General features: G+C 60.6%; 18 protein-coding genes. 6 read left to right on the plus strand and 12 right to left on the minus strand.

The genetic code is table 11. The annotated features are described in order from the left end of the window. Positions 1-117: 117 nt before the first annotated feature. The 8 genes from murB to ACM6J5_RS17570 form a co-directional block, all read right to left on the minus strand. Positions 118-1137 carry a UDP-N-acetylmuramate dehydrogenase gene (murB, locus tag ACM6J5_RS17535; protein ID WP_414929046.1) on the minus strand — a complete coding sequence of 340 codons (1020 nt, stop codon included), beginning with the start codon at positions 1135-1137 and terminating at the stop codon, positions 118-120. After that, the gene (locus ACM6J5_RS17540; protein WP_414929047.1) at positions 1134-1598 is read right to left on the minus strand and encodes a low molecular weight protein-tyrosine-phosphatase; all 465 of its coding nucleotides are present in this window, start codon (positions 1596-1598) and stop codon (positions 1134-1136) included. Before ACM6J5_RS17540 ends, murB begins: the two co-directional genes overlap by 4 nt. Continuing rightward, a complete protein-coding gene (gene kdsB, locus ACM6J5_RS17545; protein ID WP_095942609.1) occupies positions 1598-2362 on the minus strand; it encodes a 3-deoxy-manno-octulosonate cytidylyltransferase in 765 nt (254 codons plus the stop codon). Before kdsB ends, ACM6J5_RS17540 begins: the two co-directional genes overlap by 1 nt. After that, complete coding sequence (locus ACM6J5_RS17550) at positions 2359-2544, minus strand: Trm112 family protein (protein WP_003179363.1); 186 nt, start codon at positions 2542-2544, stop codon at positions 2359-2361. Before ACM6J5_RS17550 ends, kdsB begins: the two co-directional genes overlap by 4 nt. A 23-nt stretch (positions 2545-2567) precedes the next feature. Continuing rightward, positions 2568-3578, minus strand: coding sequence for a tetraacyldisaccharide 4'-kinase (gene lpxK, locus ACM6J5_RS17555; protein WP_414929048.1), 1011 nt, complete (start codon positions 3576-3578; stop codon positions 2568-2570). Beyond that, positions 3578-4006, minus strand: coding sequence for an ExbD/TolR family protein (locus tag ACM6J5_RS17560; protein WP_095942611.1), 429 nt, complete (start codon positions 4004-4006; stop codon positions 3578-3580). The genes lpxK and ACM6J5_RS17560 overlap by 1 nt, the downstream gene beginning before the upstream one ends. After that, on the minus strand, positions 4003-4638 hold the full coding sequence (locus ACM6J5_RS17565) for a MotA/TolQ/ExbB proton channel family protein (RefSeq protein ID WP_056855950.1): 636 nt from the start codon (positions 4636-4638) through the stop codon (positions 4003-4005). Before ACM6J5_RS17565 ends, ACM6J5_RS17560 begins: the two co-directional genes overlap by 4 nt. Before the next feature lie 98 nt (positions 4639-4736). After that, positions 4737-6971 (minus strand): DNA internalization-related competence protein ComEC/Rec2, encoded by a 2235-nt coding sequence (locus ACM6J5_RS17570; protein ID WP_095942613.1) that lies wholly within the window; start codon positions 6969-6971, stop codon positions 4737-4739. A 135-nt stretch (positions 6972-7106) separates the two neighbouring features. Between ACM6J5_RS17570 and ACM6J5_RS17575 the strand changes: the two genes are divergently transcribed. Next, positions 7107-7622 carry a DUF2062 domain-containing protein gene (locus ACM6J5_RS17575; protein ID WP_095942614.1) on the plus strand — a complete coding sequence of 172 codons (516 nt, stop codon included), beginning with the start codon at positions 7107-7109 and terminating at the stop codon, positions 7620-7622. 97 nt (positions 7623-7719) lie between these two features. Here ACM6J5_RS17575 and ACM6J5_RS17580 read toward each other — a convergent pair whose 3' ends face one another. From ACM6J5_RS17580 to ACM6J5_RS17595, 4 genes are all read right to left on the minus strand, one after another. Further along, the gene (locus tag ACM6J5_RS17580; protein ID WP_008054107.1) at positions 7720-8499 is read right to left on the minus strand and encodes an ABC transporter permease; all 780 of its coding nucleotides are present in this window, start codon (positions 8497-8499) and stop codon (positions 7720-7722) included. Beyond that, entirely contained in the window at positions 8496-9428 is a 933-nt protein-coding gene (locus tag ACM6J5_RS17585) for an ABC transporter ATP-binding protein (protein ID WP_095942615.1), read from the minus strand. Before ACM6J5_RS17585 ends, ACM6J5_RS17580 begins: the two co-directional genes overlap by 4 nt. Before the next feature lie 132 nt (positions 9429-9560). Next, the gene (locus ACM6J5_RS17590; protein WP_095942616.1) at positions 9561-10184 is read right to left on the minus strand and encodes a glutathione S-transferase family protein; all 624 of its coding nucleotides are present in this window, start codon (positions 10182-10184) and stop codon (positions 9561-9563) included. Between the two features lie 43 nt (positions 10185-10227). Then, positions 10228-10887: a transglutaminase-like domain-containing protein gene (locus ACM6J5_RS17595; RefSeq protein ID WP_414929049.1), complete on the minus strand. Its 660-nt coding sequence runs from the start codon at positions 10885-10887 to the stop codon at positions 10228-10230. A gap of 204 nt (positions 10888-11091) precedes the next feature. On the opposite strand from ACM6J5_RS17595, the gene ACM6J5_RS17600 reads away from it, so the two are divergent. The 5 genes from ACM6J5_RS17600 to ACM6J5_RS17620 all read left to right on the plus strand — a co-directional run bounded on the left by ACM6J5_RS17600 (position 11092) and on the right by ACM6J5_RS17620 (position 16983). Beyond that, on the plus strand, positions 11092-13539 hold the full coding sequence (locus ACM6J5_RS17600) for an acyl-CoA dehydrogenase (RefSeq protein WP_150672624.1): 2448 nt from the start codon (positions 11092-11094) through the stop codon (positions 13537-13539). Positions 13540-13613: 74 nt separating this feature from the next. Further along, entirely contained in the window at positions 13614-14021 is a 408-nt protein-coding gene (locus ACM6J5_RS17605) for a PA2817 family protein (RefSeq protein ID WP_056727242.1), read from the plus strand. A gap of 617 nt (positions 14022-14638) precedes the next feature. Continuing rightward, positions 14639-15862, plus strand: coding sequence for a type II and III secretion system protein family protein (locus ACM6J5_RS17610; protein ID WP_150672622.1), 1224 nt, complete (start codon positions 14639-14641; stop codon positions 15860-15862). Between the two features lie 119 nt (positions 15863-15981). Next, positions 15982-16695 (plus strand): tetratricopeptide repeat protein, encoded by a 714-nt coding sequence (locus ACM6J5_RS17615; protein WP_150672621.1) that lies wholly within the window; start codon positions 15982-15984, stop codon positions 16693-16695. Positions 16696-16713: 18 nt separating this feature from the next. Beyond that, a complete protein-coding gene (locus ACM6J5_RS17620; protein WP_008054116.1) occupies positions 16714-16983 on the plus strand; it encodes a DUF3613 domain-containing protein in 270 nt (89 codons plus the stop codon). Positions 16984-17150 lie beyond the last annotated feature (167 nt).

Below are 17150 nucleotides of genomic sequence, written 5' to 3' on the forward strand. Positions count from 1 at the left end.
CGGGCCTTTGGTGGAGCAAGAGTGTGCATCGTTAGCTGACTAAGTTAACCGAGCATTAACAAAAAAGCCCTGCACAATAAACATTGTGCAGGGCTTGATCCGTCTCGAAAGCTTAGCTCAATAGCGGTTCGGCTCCATTTCCAGATCGACATGGAAACGCTCGAAAATGTCTTTCTGGATGCGTTGTGCCAGATTCAGCAATTGCAGGCCCGTCGCGCCGCCATAGTTGACCAGCACCAGCGCCTGCAATCTATGCACGCCAGCATCGGCCTCACGGAAACCTTTCCACCCTGCCCGCTCGATCAGCCAACCGGCGGCCAGTTTCATCTGCCCGTCGGGTTGCGCATAGGCCACCAGGTCGGGGTATTCGCCCTTGAGTCGTGCAGCCAGCGCCGCCGACACCAAAGGGTTCTTGAAGAAGCTGCCGGCATTGCCGAGTACGGCCGGGTCCGGAAGTTTTTCGTTGCGGATGCTGCAAATGGCCTGGCTGACATCGCTGGCGGTCGGATGCTCGATGCCCTGTTCGGTCAGGCGCTGACGCACCGGGCCGTACTCCAGATGCAGATGCGCGGCGCGGTCGAGGGCGAAACGCACACGCAGGATCAACCAACGCCCCGGCTCCTGCTTGAACAGGCTGTCGCGGTAAGCGAAGTTGCACTCTTGCAGTGTGAAGTCGCGCAATTCGCCGGTCTGGCGATCAAGGGCGGTCAAACCGGCGAAAACATCTTTGATCTCGACACCATAAGCACCAATGTTCTGCATTGGCGCAGCGCCGACAGTGCCGGGAATCAGGCTGAGGTTTTCCAGACCGGACAACCCCATGGACAGTGTGTGTTGTACAAATGGGTGCCACGGCTCACCCGCCTCGGCCTCGATCACCACGTTACCACCCTCATCGCTCAGCACGCGAATCCCGCGCGTGGCCATGCGCAGCACCAGTGAATCGATATCCGCCGTCAGCAGCAGATTGCTGCCACCGCCGATCACCAGCACCGGGACCTCGTGTTCCAGCCCATAGGCCAGGGCTTCGCGCACATCGGCGTCGCTATGGGCCTCGGCGAACAGCCGGGCCTGGACATCCACGCCAAAGCTGTTGAACGGCTTGAGCGAAACCTGCGATTGAACCTGCAAACTCATAACCGTCCCTTCAATTCGATCACCAGCAAATCACTGGCGCGTTCGATCAAATCCAGCACCTGCTCGAAACCCTGATCGCCGTCGTAATACGGATCCGGGACCTCGTCGATTTCCGACTGATAACGACGCAGGAACAGGTCGAGTTCGGCCTTGCCCTTGGCTGGCTGCAAGGCCTTGAGGTTGCGCAGGTTGCCGTTGTCCATCGCCAGGATCAGGTCGTAGGTGGCGAAATCGGCACGGCTGACCTGTTGGGCGCGCTGGGCGGACAAGTCATAACCGCGCAGCTTTGCCGCGGCCTGACTGCGCTTGTCCGGCGCCTTGCCGACATGCCAGTCGCCGGTGCCGGCGGAAGCCACTTCAACCTGATCGGCCAGGCCAGCCTCGCGCAGCTTATGCCGCAGCACGCCTTCGGCCGTGGGTGAACGGCAGATGTTGCCCAGGCAGACAAACAGAACCCGCATCACGCCTCCAGCAGGCGACGAACGCGCTCAAGGTCTTCAACGGTATCGACGCCGGCGGGCGGCGCGATCAGTGCGTCGGCCACGTGGATCCGCACGCCATGCCACAGGGCACGCAGCTGTTCCAGGCACTCGGTGTTTTCCAGCCAGCATGGGCCCCAGCTGACGAAGTCCTGCAGGAAACCGGCGCGGTAGGCATAGATGCCGATATGGCGGCGGTACGGCACACCTTCGGGCAACTGCTCAGGGTTCACGGCGAAGGCATCCCGCGCCCAGGGCAAGGTAGAACGGCTGAACGTCAGCGCCAGGCCATTGAGGTCGCTGACGACCTTGACCACGTTGGGATTGAACAGGGTGGCCGCGTCTTCGATCGGCTCGGCCAGGGTGGCCATGCGCGCTTCGGCGTGGGCCGCCAGATTGGCGGCGACCTGATCGATCACGCTCGGCGGGATCAGCGGCTCGTCGCCCTGGACGTTGACCACGATGGCGTCGGGCGCCAGGCCCAGCTTCATCGCGACTTCGGCCAGGCGATCGGTACCGGAGTTGTGATCTTCACGGGTCAACACCACTTCGGCGCCAAAGCCTTTGCAGGCCTCGACGATGCGCGCGTCGTCGGTGGCCACCACTACCCGCTCGGCGCTGCTTTTGCTCGCCTGTTCCCAGACGTGCTGGATCATCGGCTTGCCGGCGATCAGCAGCATCGGCTTGCCCGGCAGGCGGGTGGAGGCGTAACGCGATGGAATGACGACGGTAAAGGCTGTGGTCATTTATCCAGGCGCTCGTCGGTGGTCAGGGTGCGCGCTTCGGATTCGAGCATCACCGGGATGCCGTCGCGAATCGGGTAGGCCAGGCCTGCACCCTTGCTGATCAGCTCGGTCTTGTCGGCGCTGAGCTTGAGCGGGCCTTTGCAGACCGGGCAAGCGAGGATATCGAGCAATTTGGTGTCCATGAGCATTCCCTGAAAAAACGGAGTTAAGGCAACAAACGAGCCGGCAGCAGGCGCATCAGCTGTGTGTCGAACCAGGCCACGAAGGCCGGCGACGGCACGGCATCGACCGCCAGGTACCACCAGTCGGCGGCGGCAAAGGCACGGCATTTCACCGCGTCCTTTTCCGTCATCACCAACGGCAATGACGGCGTGAAATTCAACGCCTGCACGCTGTATTCGGCGTGGTCGGCAAACGCATGTGGAACCGGCTGCCAGTGTAGCGTTTCGAGGGTCTTGAAGAAACGTTGCGGATTGCCGATGCCGGCCACCGCGTGCACAGACTGGCCTGCGCCAAAGTGGTCGAGGGGACGCCGTTCGCCGCTGCGCAGGTTGACCAGCGCGATGGGTTGCAACTGGAAGGCAAAACCGCCCTCGCGGTCGACCGTGGCACCGTTGTAGAGCACCGCGTCGACGCTTTGCAGGCGCTCGACCGGTTCACGCAATGGCCCGGCGGGCAGGCAACGGCGATTGCCCAGGCCTCGGGCGGCGTCGATCAGCACCAGTTCCAGGTCGCGGGCCAGGCGGTAGTGCTGCATGCCGTCGTCGGACAGGATCAGGTCCAGCGACTCTCTGGCCAGCAAGGCTTTGACGGCGTTGCTGCGATTGGGGTCGATCATCAGCGGCACGCCCGTGCGCTGGACGATCAGCAACGGCTCGTCACCGGCGATGTCGGCGCTCTGCTCGGCCTCGACCCGCCACGGCAACTGCGGCGGTTTGGCGCCGTAACCCCGGCTGACCACGCCGACCCGCAGGCCGCTGCGCTGGCAGTGCTCGATCATCCACAGAATCAGCGGTGTCTTGCCGGTACCACCCACAGTGATGTTGCCGACCACGATCAGCGGCACCGGCGGCTGATAGATCTCGCCCTCACCCGCCAGAAAGCGCTTGCGCTTGTTCATGACCACGCGCCGGTACAGCCATTCCAATGGCTGCAACAGCTTCAGGGCCGGATGACCTGCGTACCACGCGGCGAGCAATCGATCGGACATGGCCATCAGGGCGCCGGGGGCGCCGCCTCGATGGTGGTCATGCGCAAATGACTGAAGCCGAGTTTGCCGGCCGCATCCATGGCCGTCACCACGGACTGATGCGCAGTCTTGCCGTCAGCGCTGATGGACAGCGGTCGGCTGGTGTCGCCGTTGGCTGCTTTTTGCAGCGCGTCCATCAGCGACGCCAGGTCACTTTTCGGCAAAATCTGGTTGTTCACCGAGAACACGCCGTCGGCGCTGATGGCGATGTCCAAAGGTTTGCTCTGATCGTCGGCCGGCGCGCCGCTGACGGCTTCCGGCAGATCGACGCGCAACTGGGTTTCACGGGTGAAGGTGGTGGTCACGACAAAAAACAGCAGCAGGATAAACACCACGTCGATCAGCGACGCGAGGTTGATGTCCACCGTTTCCCGTGGTTTGCGGCGGAATTTCACGCTTTGCCCTCGGCCAGGTCCACGTCGCGGTCGCCCTGCACTACCTCGACCAGTTTGATCGCTTCCTGCTCCATCCCTACCACCAGCTCATCGATCCGGCGTTGCAGGAATCGATGGAAGAATACCGCCGGGATACCGACCATCAAACCGGCAGCCGTGGTGATCAGGGCCTTGGAAATACCACCGGCCAGCACCGAAGCGTTGGTGGTCATGCCATTGCCGGTAAACGCGCTGAAAATATCGATCATGCCCAGCACGGTACCGAGCAAGCCCAGCAACGGGGCCATGGCAGCAATGGTGCCGAGGGCATTGATGTAACGTTCCAGATCGTGGATGACTCGCGCGGCCGCCTCTTCGATGCACTCTTTCATGATCTCGCGACCATGCTTGGAGTTGGCAAGGCCCGCGGCGAGGATTTCACCCAGCGGCGAGTTGGCGCGCAGTTCCTTGAGTCTGTCTTTGTTGAGTTTCTTGTCCTTGATCCAGACCCAGACCTGCCCGAGCAAATGCTCAGGGGTCACGCGGCTGGCCCGCAGGGTCCACAGACGTTCGGCAACGATCGCCATGGCCGCGATGGAACTCAAAATGATCGGCAACATCATCCAGCCGCCGGATTTGACCAATTCCCACACAGTGACAGCCCCCTCGAAAAAGTGCGCCACTCTAACATAGGGGGTTGAAGCACCGAAAACCGTGATGTCGCAACCGGTCGGGCCTTGATAAGGCTCGATTATGGGCTCGAGGGCGGCGGATCACGCCAGAAACGCCGTTCCTGGCGCATTGACCACGGCGGCTCGAAGCGTCCCAGTTGCAGACGAATGGCACCCTGTTCGACGCTGTCGTAGATCGCCATTCCACGTTTTTGATAACGCGCGATGACCATCGCATGCGGATGGCCAAACGAATTGCCCTGCCCGCGGGAAATCAGCGCACCTTTGGGTTGCAGAACATCCAATAGTGCATTGGACGACGAACTGCGACTGCCGTGGTGTGGCGCCTGCAGCCAATCGGTGGGCACGGCCAGCGGGCTGTCCAGCAGGGCTCTCTCGGCGGCGGCATCGATGTCGCCACTCAACAGCAACCGTTCGCCATTGGCCTCGATCAACAAGACACATGAATTCTGGTTGCTGTCGCCGGCCAACGGCCAGTGCCAGAGCTGAAAATCGACTTCATCCCAGGTCCATTGCCGACCGCTCTCACAGCTCCCGGCCTGCAATTGCGCAGGCAAGTCTGACGGTTCACCACTGACCACCTGCTTCACCGGCAAGCCCCTGGCAACCGCCGGGGCACCGCCGGCATGATCGGCATGGGCGTGGCTGATCAGCATCATGTCGAGCCCCTTCACTCCCAGTTTGCGCAATGCCGGCAACACCACTCGTTCCCCTTGGTCGAGCTCACCGAAACGCGGTCCGGCGTCATACAGCAACGTGTGATGCCGAGTGCGCACCAGGATCGCCAGGCCCTGCCCCACGTCCAGTTGCCAGACTTCGGCCCTGCCCTCCTGCAACAACGGCCTGGGCGAAAAAACCAGCATCAACAGCATGGGCCAGCCTAACGGGCGCATCGGCAAGCCTCGCGGCAGCAATAGCAAAAAAGCACCAATGGCACCGATTATCCAGGCCCATAGCGGGACCGCCGCGGGCACCCACGCGGGAACCTGACCGGAGACGACCCCCAACGCCCTGAACCACCATTCGATCAGGCCGCCCGCCAGCCACAGCAATTTCTCACCCACGTATGGCACCGGCAACAACAGCGTCCCGAGCAATGCCGGTGGCAGGACCACCAGACTGATCCAGGGCACCGCGAACAAATTGGCCAGCGGCCCGCTGAGACTGATCGGCAACCCCAGTGTCAGTAACAACGGACACAATCCGATTGCAATCAGCCACTGGGCACGGGTCCAGGTCTGCCACCAACGCCACGGCCCCAAACGTCCGCCGAAGGTCAGTATCAAGACTGCGACGGCCGCGAAAGACAGCCAAAAACCAGGCTGGAGACTCGCCAGCGGCTCCAGCAGCAAAATGCCGTTGAGTGCCAACAACAGTGGCCACCATGCACCGAGATGACGGAACCGCAGACGCCACAACAACACCATTGCGATCATCAGGCAGGCCCGCCGCACCGGCACCTCGAAACCGGCCAGCATCCCGTAACCGAGCGCAGCGGCGAATGCCAGGCCACACGCCCAGGGCAACCATGGCAGACGGTTCGGCCATAACCCGAAGCGGGCCAGGCCGGCGATCAGCAGATACACGACGCCCGCCAGCAACCCGATGTGCTGCCCGGAAATCACCAACAGATGCACCGTGCCGGTGTCCTGCAATACCTGCCAGTCTTCGCGACTCAACCCGGCACCGTCCCCGAGCACCAATGCCGTCAGCGCACCGTTTCGCCCTTGGGCATCCACCGCCAGCAAACGCTGACGGATTGCATCGCGCCAGGCCCATCGCGCTGGCGCAAGGCGTTCGCCCTGCTTGATTGTCCCGGTGGCCCCGATGCGTTGCGCCAGCAACCAGGCCTGGTAGTCGAAGGCCTGCGGATTGAGGAGCCCGACCGGGCGCTTCAACTTGACTGCCAGACGCCAGCGCTCGCCGCTGTTCACCGGCGGCCCGCCATACCAGGCCAGACGCATTTGCCGCGGCAGCCGGGTACGTCGGGACTGGATATCGGTCAATTCGAATCGCACGACACCATCGTCATGCCGGGGCAAGCCCGTAACCCGCCCTTCGACCCAGCGAGTTTCTCCGTCCAGCGCCGGCGGTAACCGGTCATCGAGCGCCCACTGCGCATTCACGCAGGCCCAACTCAAGCCGAACAAGTAAAACGCCACCGGAAAAGTCCTGAACGGCAGCAACATCAAACCCGCCACCGGCATCGCCAACCACAACCAGACAGGCGGTAATGCCGGTAAAAAACGCAAGGTCAACAGACCCAACGCCAGCGCCATCATCCCTGTGCGCATAAGCCCGTCCTTGAAAGTCCCTTGCAAGGCTTAGCCCACCCGTCGCGTGGGCGTCGTTATCAATTGTCACAAAGTCTGAATGGGCAGTTCATGGAATCCAGACATACTTGCCGCCTTGACCGACCGAGAAGCCTTATGCCCCGGCGATTATTCAAACGCTACATGCCAGACCCGATGAGCATCAGGGAACACAAATCCTTACGCTTTCTCGGCACGCTGCTGCATGACCCGAACCTGTGGCACCTCAACCGCCACTCCGTTGCCCGCGCCATGGCGGTGGGCCTGTTCGCCGCTTTCCTGCCGATCCCGCTGCAGATGCTGCTGGCGGCAATCCTCGCCATCATCGTGCGCGGCAACATGCCGATTGCCGTGAGCCTGGTCTGGCTGACCAACCCGATTACCATGCCGGCCGTGTTCTTTTGCACATACCAGACTGGCGCCTGGCTGATGGATGTCCCTGCCCGGACGTTGCCGGACTCGCTGACCTGGGAATGGATCAGGGGCGAAATCTCGACCTTGTGGCAACCATTTCTGCTGGGCTCGGTGGTGACGGGGCTGGCACTCGGTGCATTGGCCTACTTTCTGGTCATGATGTATTGGCGCTGGTGGGTGGCCAGGCAGTGGAAGCGGCGCAAGAAGAGCCGGATGTGAGCATGCAAAACGGCCTCCACTTGGGAGGCCGTTTTTTTGCGGTGTCTGAACTAAAGCTATCGCGAGCAGGCTCGCTCCTACAAGGGTTTGCTGCGGGTCAGGTACGCATCCCGCGGCCACTTACCAGCAACCGCGCACTACCGAGATACAGCACCACGGTCGCCACCAGCATGAAGGCGATGGCCACGCTGATGCGGATATCCGAAACGCCCAGGATGCCGTAGCGGAACGCGTTGACCATGTGCAACACCGGGTTGGCCAGGGACACGGTCTGCCAGAACGGCGGCAGCAAGGTGATCGAGTAGAAGACCCCGCCCAGGTAGGTCAGTGGCGTCAGCACGAAAGTCGGAATGATCGAAATGTCATCGAAGTTGCGGGCAAACACGGCGTTGATGAAGCCCAGCAGCGAGAAGATCGTCGCGGTCAGCACCACCACCAGAATGGTCACGCCCAGGTGATGCACCTGCAAGTGGGTGAAGAACAGCGACAGCAGGGTCACGATGATCCCCACCATCAACCCGCGCAGCACACCGCCCAGGGTGTAGCCGATCAGAATGGTGTGCGGCGACAGCGGCGAGACCATCAGTTCTTCAATGGACCGCTGGAACTTGCTGCCGAAGAAACTCGACACCACGTTGCCGTAGGAGTTGGTGATCACCGACATCATGATCAGCCCCGGCACGATGTACTCCATGTAAGTGAAGCCACCCATGTCGCCGATCTGCCGACCGATCAGATTACCGAAGATCACGAAGTACAAAACCATGGTGATCGCGGGTGGCAGCAGGGTCTGCGGCCAGATCCGGGTGAAACGCCGGACTTCACGGTAAACGATGGTGTTGAGGGCAACGAGGTTGGGGCGCAGCTCGGAACTCATACCGCCACCTTCGACAGATTTTTCTCCACCAGGGACACGAACAACTCCTCGAGGCGATTGGTTTTGTTACGCAGGCTCAGCACTTCGATGTTCTGCTGCGCCAACTGAGTGAACAGCGCGGTGATGCCCATGGACTTGTCCACCTGGACTTCCAGGGTGTGGCCGTCGATCAGCCGGGACGGGTAGCCGAGCAACTGAGGCGCCACTTGCAACGTGTTCTTCATATCCAGCAGGAACGTTTCCACATGCAATTGGCTGAGCAACTGCTTCATGCTGGTGTTCTCGACGATGATGCCGTGGTCGATGATGCCGATGTTGCGGCACAGCTGTTCAGCCTCTTCCAGGTAGTGGGTAGTGAGGATGATGGTGATGCCTTTCTGGTTCAGCTCGGTGAGGAAACTCCACATCGAGCGACGCAGTTCGATGTCCACCCCGGCGGTCGGTTCGTCGAGGATCAGCAGACGCGGTTCATGAACCAGCGCGCGGGCGATCATCAGGCGACGCTTCATGCCGCCGGACAATGAGCGCGACGGCACGTCCTTCTTGTCCCACAGGCCGAGCTGGGTCAGGTACTGCTCGGCGCGTTCCTTGGCGATTTTCGCCGGGATGCCGTAGTAGCCGGCCTGGGTCACAACGATGTCGAAGGTCTTTTCGAACTGGTTGAAGTTGAATTCCTGAGGCACCACGCCGATGGAGCGCTTGAGCTGCGCAGGATTCCTGTCCAGGTCGTGACCGAAGATATTCACCGTGCCGCTGGTCTTGTTCACCAGGGTCGAGAGGATGCCGATGGTCGTGGATTTGCCGGCGCCGTTGGGGCCGAGCAAAGCGAAAAAGTCACCTTCGGCGACATCCAGATCGATACCACTCAGGGCCTGGAAACCGTTGCCGTAGGTTTTGGTTAGCTGCCGGATGGACAGAGCGGAACTCATATCTGATTTACGCACCAAGAAGGGAAGAAAGGAGTAAGTATGGGCGGCGGCGAACAATACAACCGCAGCGACCTGGCACAATGGTGCTTGTCGCCGCCACACAAGTACAGTCAAGCGTGTCGATAGTGAGTATTAAGTCAACGCGGTCATGACCGCCTTTTGATACGCCGGACGCTGTTTCAACCGCGCGTACCAGGCTTCCAGATGCGGTTGCGGCGCACGTTCGATCGGCATCTCGAACCAGGCATAAATGAAACTGCCCAAGGGAACATCGCCCATGCCGATCTCGTCTCCGGACAGGTAGGGCTTGTTCGCCAACGCCTGATCGGCCATTGCCAGCAACGTCTCGCATTCCTTGATCGCCGCCTTGATGGCAGGCCAGTCCTGTTGGTCTGCCGGGGTACGCAGCACGCCCCAGAACACCGTACGGAACGGGCCGGCAAAGCTTGAGGTGGTCCAGTCCATCCACTTGTCGGCAGTAGCGCGAGCCTTGAGATTGTTCGGGTACCAGGCCGTGCCGTCGGCATGCAAGGCCATCAGGTAACGCACGATGGCGTTGGATTCCCACAACACAAAACCGTCGTCTTCAATGACAGGCACGCGACCATTGGGATTCATGGCGCGGTATTCGGGCGTGTCGACAACACCAAAGGCGCCACCGGCATCGATCGCCTCGTAGGCCAGTCCAAGTTCTTCGGCGGCCCACAATGGCTTTCTGACATTCGACGAGTTTTTCCGACCCCAGATCTTCAGCATGACCGCCTCTTTTTCGGTAAGTGGGCAGGCAGCATACGCCGGATCAGCCGCGACTCAAATCGCTCTGCATGTCGCCCAGCAACGGTTGCTGTTGCTCACCGAACAGGTGCGGATAGCATTTTTCCAGGTGTTCGAAAAAGAACGCTTCAGGTACGTCGGCGAACTGGCCGTGATCGACGAGATACTCCATCAGCTTCTCGCCATCGCGGTTGAAGGGATGAAAAACACTGTCGTTGATCCCGTCGAATTCCAGCGGCGCCACATTGAACAGATCGCAGAGTTTGCGGTTGAACGCTGGTGTCGCCTTGACCCAGCGATCCTGCAGATAAAACTCGGTGTAGCCGTGCATGGCGAACATGTCGCTCTTGAGCAATTCAAGCAGCCGTGGCGTCGACAGATGATTGCGCACATCCGCCAGGCCGATCCGCGCGGGAATCCCGCAATGCCGCGCTGCACCGGCCAAAAGCGTGGCCTTGGGCACGCAGTAACTCTCCCCGGTCGCCAGCGCATGACTGCCGCGCAGGGTCTGCGGATCGCGACTGAATGTGTAGGGGTTGTAGCGCACCGCTTCGCGCACGGCGTAATAGAGACTGATCGCCTGCTCCAGCGGATCGCGACTGGCACCACGGTGCTTTTCGGCGAACTCCATCACGGACGGATGGTCACTATCGATGAAGCGGCCGGGACTCAGATACTCGTGCATGAGAATAATCTCCAGAGGAAGCCCCGAGTCTAGCGAGCGCGTCAGCACAGAGATAACGACGTTTCGGCCAAACATGGGCGCTTTGCCGCTCGTTCAATAAACGCTTTTCCCACGATTCCAATCACATCGCTCCGACCAGCCTGTTTCGCGGATGCCGTCTAAGCTCTGTGGGCTGGTTCGCCCTGGTTTCACGGAGGAATGAATATGCTGCTGTTGTGGATACTGGTTCTGCTGGTCGGAATTGCTTATTTGGCCCACCGCCGCATCGCCCCGCTGCCCGCCTTGGTCATCGTGGCCGTCTATGTCGTGGCCATGGGCGCTTTCAGCCGTGCGCCTGGCTGGTTGCTATTGGTTTTCTGGATCTTGATTGCCGCCGTCGCCGCGCCTTTGCTGCTGCCCGACCTGCGCCGCAAATTGTTCAGCGCGCCGATGTTCAACTGGTTCCAGAAAACCCTGCCGCCGATGTCGCAAACCGAACGCGATGCCATTGAAGCCGGCACGGTCTGGTGGGACGGCGAACTGTTCAGTGGCCGTCCGGACTGGAGCAAACTGCTGTCCTATCCCAAAGCGCAATTGAATGAAGAGGAACAGGCTTTCATCGACGGGCCGACCGAAACACTCTGCACCATGGTCAATGAGTGGCAGCTCAGTCAATCCATGGATCTGCCGCCCGACGTCTGGACCTTCATCAAGGACAACGGCTTTTTCGCCCTGATCATCCCCAAGGAGTTTGGCGGCAAGGGCTTCTCCGCCTACGCCCACTCGCAAGTGGCGATGAAACTGGCGAGCCATAGCGGCGACCTCGCCTCCACCGTGATGGTCCCCAACTCCCTCGGCCCGGCCGAACTGTTGCTGCACTACGGCACCGATGAACAACGCAATCACTACCTGCCACGCCTGGCACGCGGCGATGACATCCCGTGCTTTGCCCTGACCGGGCCGCTGGCCGGCTCCGACGCCGGCGGCATGCCGGACTCCGGGGTGATCTGCAAAGGTGAATGGGAGGGCCAGGAAGTCCTCGGCCTGCGCCTGAACTGGGAGAAGCGCTACATCACCCTCGGCCCGGTGGCCACCCTCCTCGGCCTGGCCTTCAAGGCCTACGATCCTGATCACCTGCTGGGCGACAACGAAGACCTGGGCATCAGCCTGGCGCTGATTCCGACTAACATCGCCGGCGTCGAGATCGGCCGCCGGCATCTGCCGTTGGGCGCCGCGTTCATGAACGGCCCGAACTCGGGCAAGGACGTGTTCGTTCCGCTGGACTTCCTCATCGGCGGCCAGGAGATGCTCGGCAAAGGCTGGATGATGCTGATGAATTGCCTGTCGGTCGGGCGTTCGATTTCCCTGCCGGCGGTGGGTACCGGCATGGCCAAGTTCACCAGCCTGGTCACGGGCCAATACGCTCAGGTTCGCGAGCAGTTCAATGTGCCGATTGCCGCGTTCGAAGGCATCCAGGAAGCCATGGCCCGCATTGGCGGCAACGCCTGGATGATGGACGCCGCCCGCATGCTGACCGCCAATGCGGTCGATCTGGGCGAGAAACCGTCGGTGCTGTCGGCAATTCTCAAGTACCACCTGACCGAGCGCGCCCGCGACTGCATCAGCGATGCCATGGATGTGCACGGCGGCAAGGCGATCATCATGGGGCCGAACAATTACCTCGGCCGCAAATGGAACTGCGCGCCGATTTTCATCACCGTCGAAGGTGCGAACATTCTCTCGCGCAACCTGATGATCTTCGGCCAGGGCGCAATTCGCTGCCATCCCTTCGTGCTCAAGGAAATGGCCCTCGTCGGCCGTGAAGACAAGGATCAGGCGCTCAGAGAGTTCGATGGCCTGCTGCTCAAGCACATCGGTTTTGCCGTGGGCAACGCCGCCAGTACGCTGGTGCTCAATCTCGGTTTCGGGCACCTGGAGCACACCCCGGGCGACAAACTCAGCCAGGGTTACTTCCGCGCCCTCAACCGTCAGGCCGCCGCATTCGCCCTGCTCGCCGACCTCAGCATGATGTTGCTGGGCGGTGCACTGAAACGCCGCGAACGCCTGTCCGCACGGCTGGGCGACGTACTGAGCAACCTTTACCTGGCCTCGGCCGCGCTCAAGCGCTACAACGACCTCGATTCACCGCAGTACATGGAACCTCTGCTGACCTGGGCCATGGAAGAAAGCCTGGGCCAGGCGGAACGGGCCATGGATGAGTTGTTGAATAATTTCCCGAACAAAATCGTCGGCTGTCTGTTGCGAGTGATCGTGTTCCCGTTCGGTCGCCGGCACAAAGGGCCATCGGACAAACTCGGTGCCGAAGTCGCCGGGGTGATTGGCCGCGCCAAGGGCGACCCGGCACTGGAGGAAGTGCTCCTGGGTTGCTACCGCCCGCAAGCGAGCGACGATCCGGTCGGCGCATTGCAACACGCCTGCAATCTGTTGAGCGCTGCACAGCCGCTGCAGAAAAAACTGCATGTGGCGCTCAAGAGTGGCCAGGTCAAACCGGTGGCCGGTGAGTCGGTGATCGATGCCGCCCTCGAGGCAGGTGTATTGCAGCCGGTGGAAGCCCAAACCCTGCGTGAAGCCGAGGCGGCCCGGCGCAAGGTGATCGATGTCGATGACTTTGACCAAAAGGCTTTGGCACTGGCCAAGGGAAAAGTCCGCTGATCCCTTCAAGCATGTAAAAACGGGCGTGAGGGCTTTATACTCCCGCGCCCGTTTTGCTCTTGAGGACTTATCTCGTGTCCAACATCGTTGCCGATCATCTCGTTTTACTCGACCACCTGCGCAGCATCCTGGTCGCCGTAGGTGAGGCCGAGCAGGTTCCCGAAGAAAGCCATGCCTTGTTCCTCGAGCGCTTCGACGAACTGCTCGCGTCACTGCCGATCGAGCCGATCGAAAGCCAATACCTGGGCCAGGACATCCTGACTCAAGTCATTTCCCGTTATCCGCAAATCGCCCACCTGATTCCACGGGATCTGCTGTGGTATTTCGCCGGCGACTGCCTGCACTACTTGTCCGATGAAGAAATCGACCTGTATCAGGCACTGGAAGAGCGTCGCTTCGAAGCCGAACAGAACGACGAACCTTTCGACTGGAACCAGGAAAAGCAGCTGCTGGCGCTGTCGAACCAGGACAGCAAGCACTGATCTTCGATCAATGATGCCAAAGGCCCGCATGCTTGAGCATGCGGGCCTTTTTTGTTTATGGCCTTCAGCGCAACCCGCCGGCTTCAGGCAACCGCACTGTGCCGCGACTTTGCCCGCCCCCCTCGCCCGCCTGCTTGAATCCAGACTTTGTATCAAGGGTTTTCTTTAAATTCATGGCACTTTGGTTTGATTGAACTACCTTCAAACTACAAGAAGTCATAACGGCTCGAGTTTCCACGTTAGCTTCAGCGATCAGATAGCGGACTGGCAAAAGGAGTTACCTCACCATGATCCTGGCAGGCGTTTTCCGGCTCTGTACCTGCATTGCCGATTACTTTCAGGGGAAATCAGGACAGCGGACAGTGCCGTCCATGGCCGCGAATATCGCTCTTGCCGGCAGTCCAGGTCACCGGGTCACTGAAAACCGTTTCAGCAAAGGTCGCTCGCTGTCCCGCCAGATCAGCGAATTGAGCCCGCGCGCACGTAGCACGCAAGGAATAACGCCAAGGCCATGGATGAGTGGTTTGGCGCATTGGGGGGGATAGCCCGATCCCCGTGAAGTGATCCGAGACAACTCAGTCCGCCTAAAGACGGTCTATCCAGTGAGGATGTACTTAATGAGCCTTCGTACCGTGCCCGCTTTCAAGCGAATTTTCCATGGCCTGTTCTGGATCGGCCTCAGCGTGGAAGCGGCTCAGGCCGCGCCGGCCAATTGCCCGCAACTGGACAATTGGCCGACAACGTACGAGGTCGGTCAGGGACTGCAGAATGAACTGCGCAGCCCCGTTCCGGTAACGCAACTGGCGGTGGGCGACCCGAAAATCGCCGACGTGCAACCCAGCGGCAGCAACGCCTTCATACTCACGGGCATTGCGCCGGGGACCACCAGCCTGATGGTCTGGACCGCCTGTTCGAAAACGCCGCGCCAAAGCATGGTGTTCGTCAAGGGCAAGGCCACGTCGGCGCTGACCAGCGCGCCGTCGGTGCCTTCCGACGACCCGCTGCTGCCGAGCCAGGTGCAGACCGATATCCGCTTCGTTGAAGTCAGCCGAACCAAGCTCAAGGAAGCCTCCGCCTCGATTTTCGGCGTCCGGGGCAACTGGCTGTTCGGCTCGCCGAGAACCTTGCCCACCATTGGCGGCATTGTCTCGCCGTCGATACCGGTGAGAAACGACCAGTTCAACCTCACGTTTGCTACCGGCAGTACCCTGGTGGCACTCAACGCGCTGGAGGGCAGCGGTTTCGCCTACACCCTGGCGCGGCCAAGCCTGGTAGCGCTCAGCGGGCAAAGTGCGAGCTTCCTGGCCGGCGGTGAAATACCGATTCCGGTGCCCAGTTCAGGCAGCGATAGCGTGTTCATCGAGTACAAGGAGTTCGGTATACGCCTGACCCTGACGCCAACCATCGTCGGGAAAAACCGTATCGCGCTGAAGGTGGCGCCGGAAGTCAGTGAACTGGACTTCACCAACGCAGTGAGCATTGCCGGCACGGTAGTCCCAGCCCTGACCGTGCGCCGTACCGATACCAGCATTTCTCTGGCCGACGGCGAAAGCTTCGTCATCAGCGGCCTGATCAGCTCCCACAACGACTCTCAGGTGAACAAGTTTCCGGGGCTGGGCGATATCCCGGTTCTGGGCGCGTTTTTCCGCGACAACACCATCAACCGTGAAGAGCGCGAACTGCTGATGATCGTCACTCCGCATCTGGTCCAGCCACTGGCTGCCAATGCACAACTACCGTCATTGCCTGGCGAGCAGCTGCGCAATTACGACCCGAACTTCTACCGCATGTTTTTCCTGGAAAATGGCGACTTCGACAGTCTCAGCGGGCTCTCGCAATGAACCGAAGCCTGAACCGGACTGACCTCGCCCTCACTCGTAACGGTGGCTTTGAACGCTTGCCGGGCCAGCTTTACTGCCATTGGCCAGACGTTCAACGTGTTGTCGCCAAGGGGCATTCGATGAAAGCAGTCATTGCAATAGCGGCGACATTAATGCTCGCAGGTTGTGCCAGCAATGGCATGACTTCGCGGCCGGCCAGCTGTGCCAAGCCCGGTTCGGAGCAAGAACTGGCCCTGAACCTGGCCGACAACATGGCCGAAGAAGGCCGTTTGTATGCCAGCCTGGCGAATCTGGAAGGTTTGCCCGATAGCGTGGTCCAGGTTCGCCTGCGCAAGGCTCGGGTGCTGCGCCTGATGGGGCGTAGCGGCGACGCGCAGCCGTTGTACGAAAGCTTGCTCGGCACCTGTCTGGCGGCTGAAGGGGAACATGGACTGGGCCAGTTGGCCGCCGCCAAAAATGATAACGCCACCGCTGCCACTCACCTTGAGCGTGCGGTGAAGATGGCCCCCACCGACGACAGGATGCGAAATGACCTGGGAGTCGTCTACCTCAATCAGCGACGGATCCCTGAAGCACGCTTTGAGTTCATGACCGCCATGGAGCTCAAGCAGGCAAACACACTGGCGGCACTCAATATGGTGACGTTGCTGATCTACCAGGATAACTGGAAGGCGGCAGCCGAACTCGTGACCCGCGCCGACTTGAGCCCCAAGCAAGTCGTAGAGGCTCAAAACCGCGCGGAAAAACTCAAGGCCTCCGCCAAAAAAGTGGTGGCCTCCGAGGGGAATCGCAAGACTGAGGTAGCCGATGCCTCTTCCAGTGCGAACAAGTAGAACGTACGAGGAGTCGAGATGAATACCAAACGGCTGTTGATCCTGTGCACGGCTTGCCTCTCAACCACTGCCTGGGCCATTGAGCCAGGCCCCTCTTCACCATATCAACAAGGCACCGAGCAGTGGTTGCAGTTGCAGATTCGCGGTGTGGTTGCCTCCCCTCACCTGCAAACCGCTTCGGCTACCGAACGTGACCTGGCCATGCAGCGCTGGCTCAATAGCTTCAACTACCCGATTCCGGAATTTTATGACCAGGATGCAGCGGGAGAAATGACCATCGGCAACTGAGTCATGTCGATGGGTGATCAGCCTCTGGTGTCGTCCAGAGTAGCCTGGCTGCAAAGCCGGGCTTGATGTCGTGTGCAGGAAAGCAGTGGTATCTACACATTATCCAACCCTTACCGAATTACCCACGAAGCTGCCGCAGGCTGCGATCTTTTGAATTAAAGGCCCAG

The sequence above is a fragment of the Pseudomonas sp. IT-P74 genome (assembly GCF_949768175.1).
Classification (GTDB): domain Bacteria; phylum Pseudomonadota; class Gammaproteobacteria; order Pseudomonadales; family Pseudomonadaceae; genus Aquipseudomonas.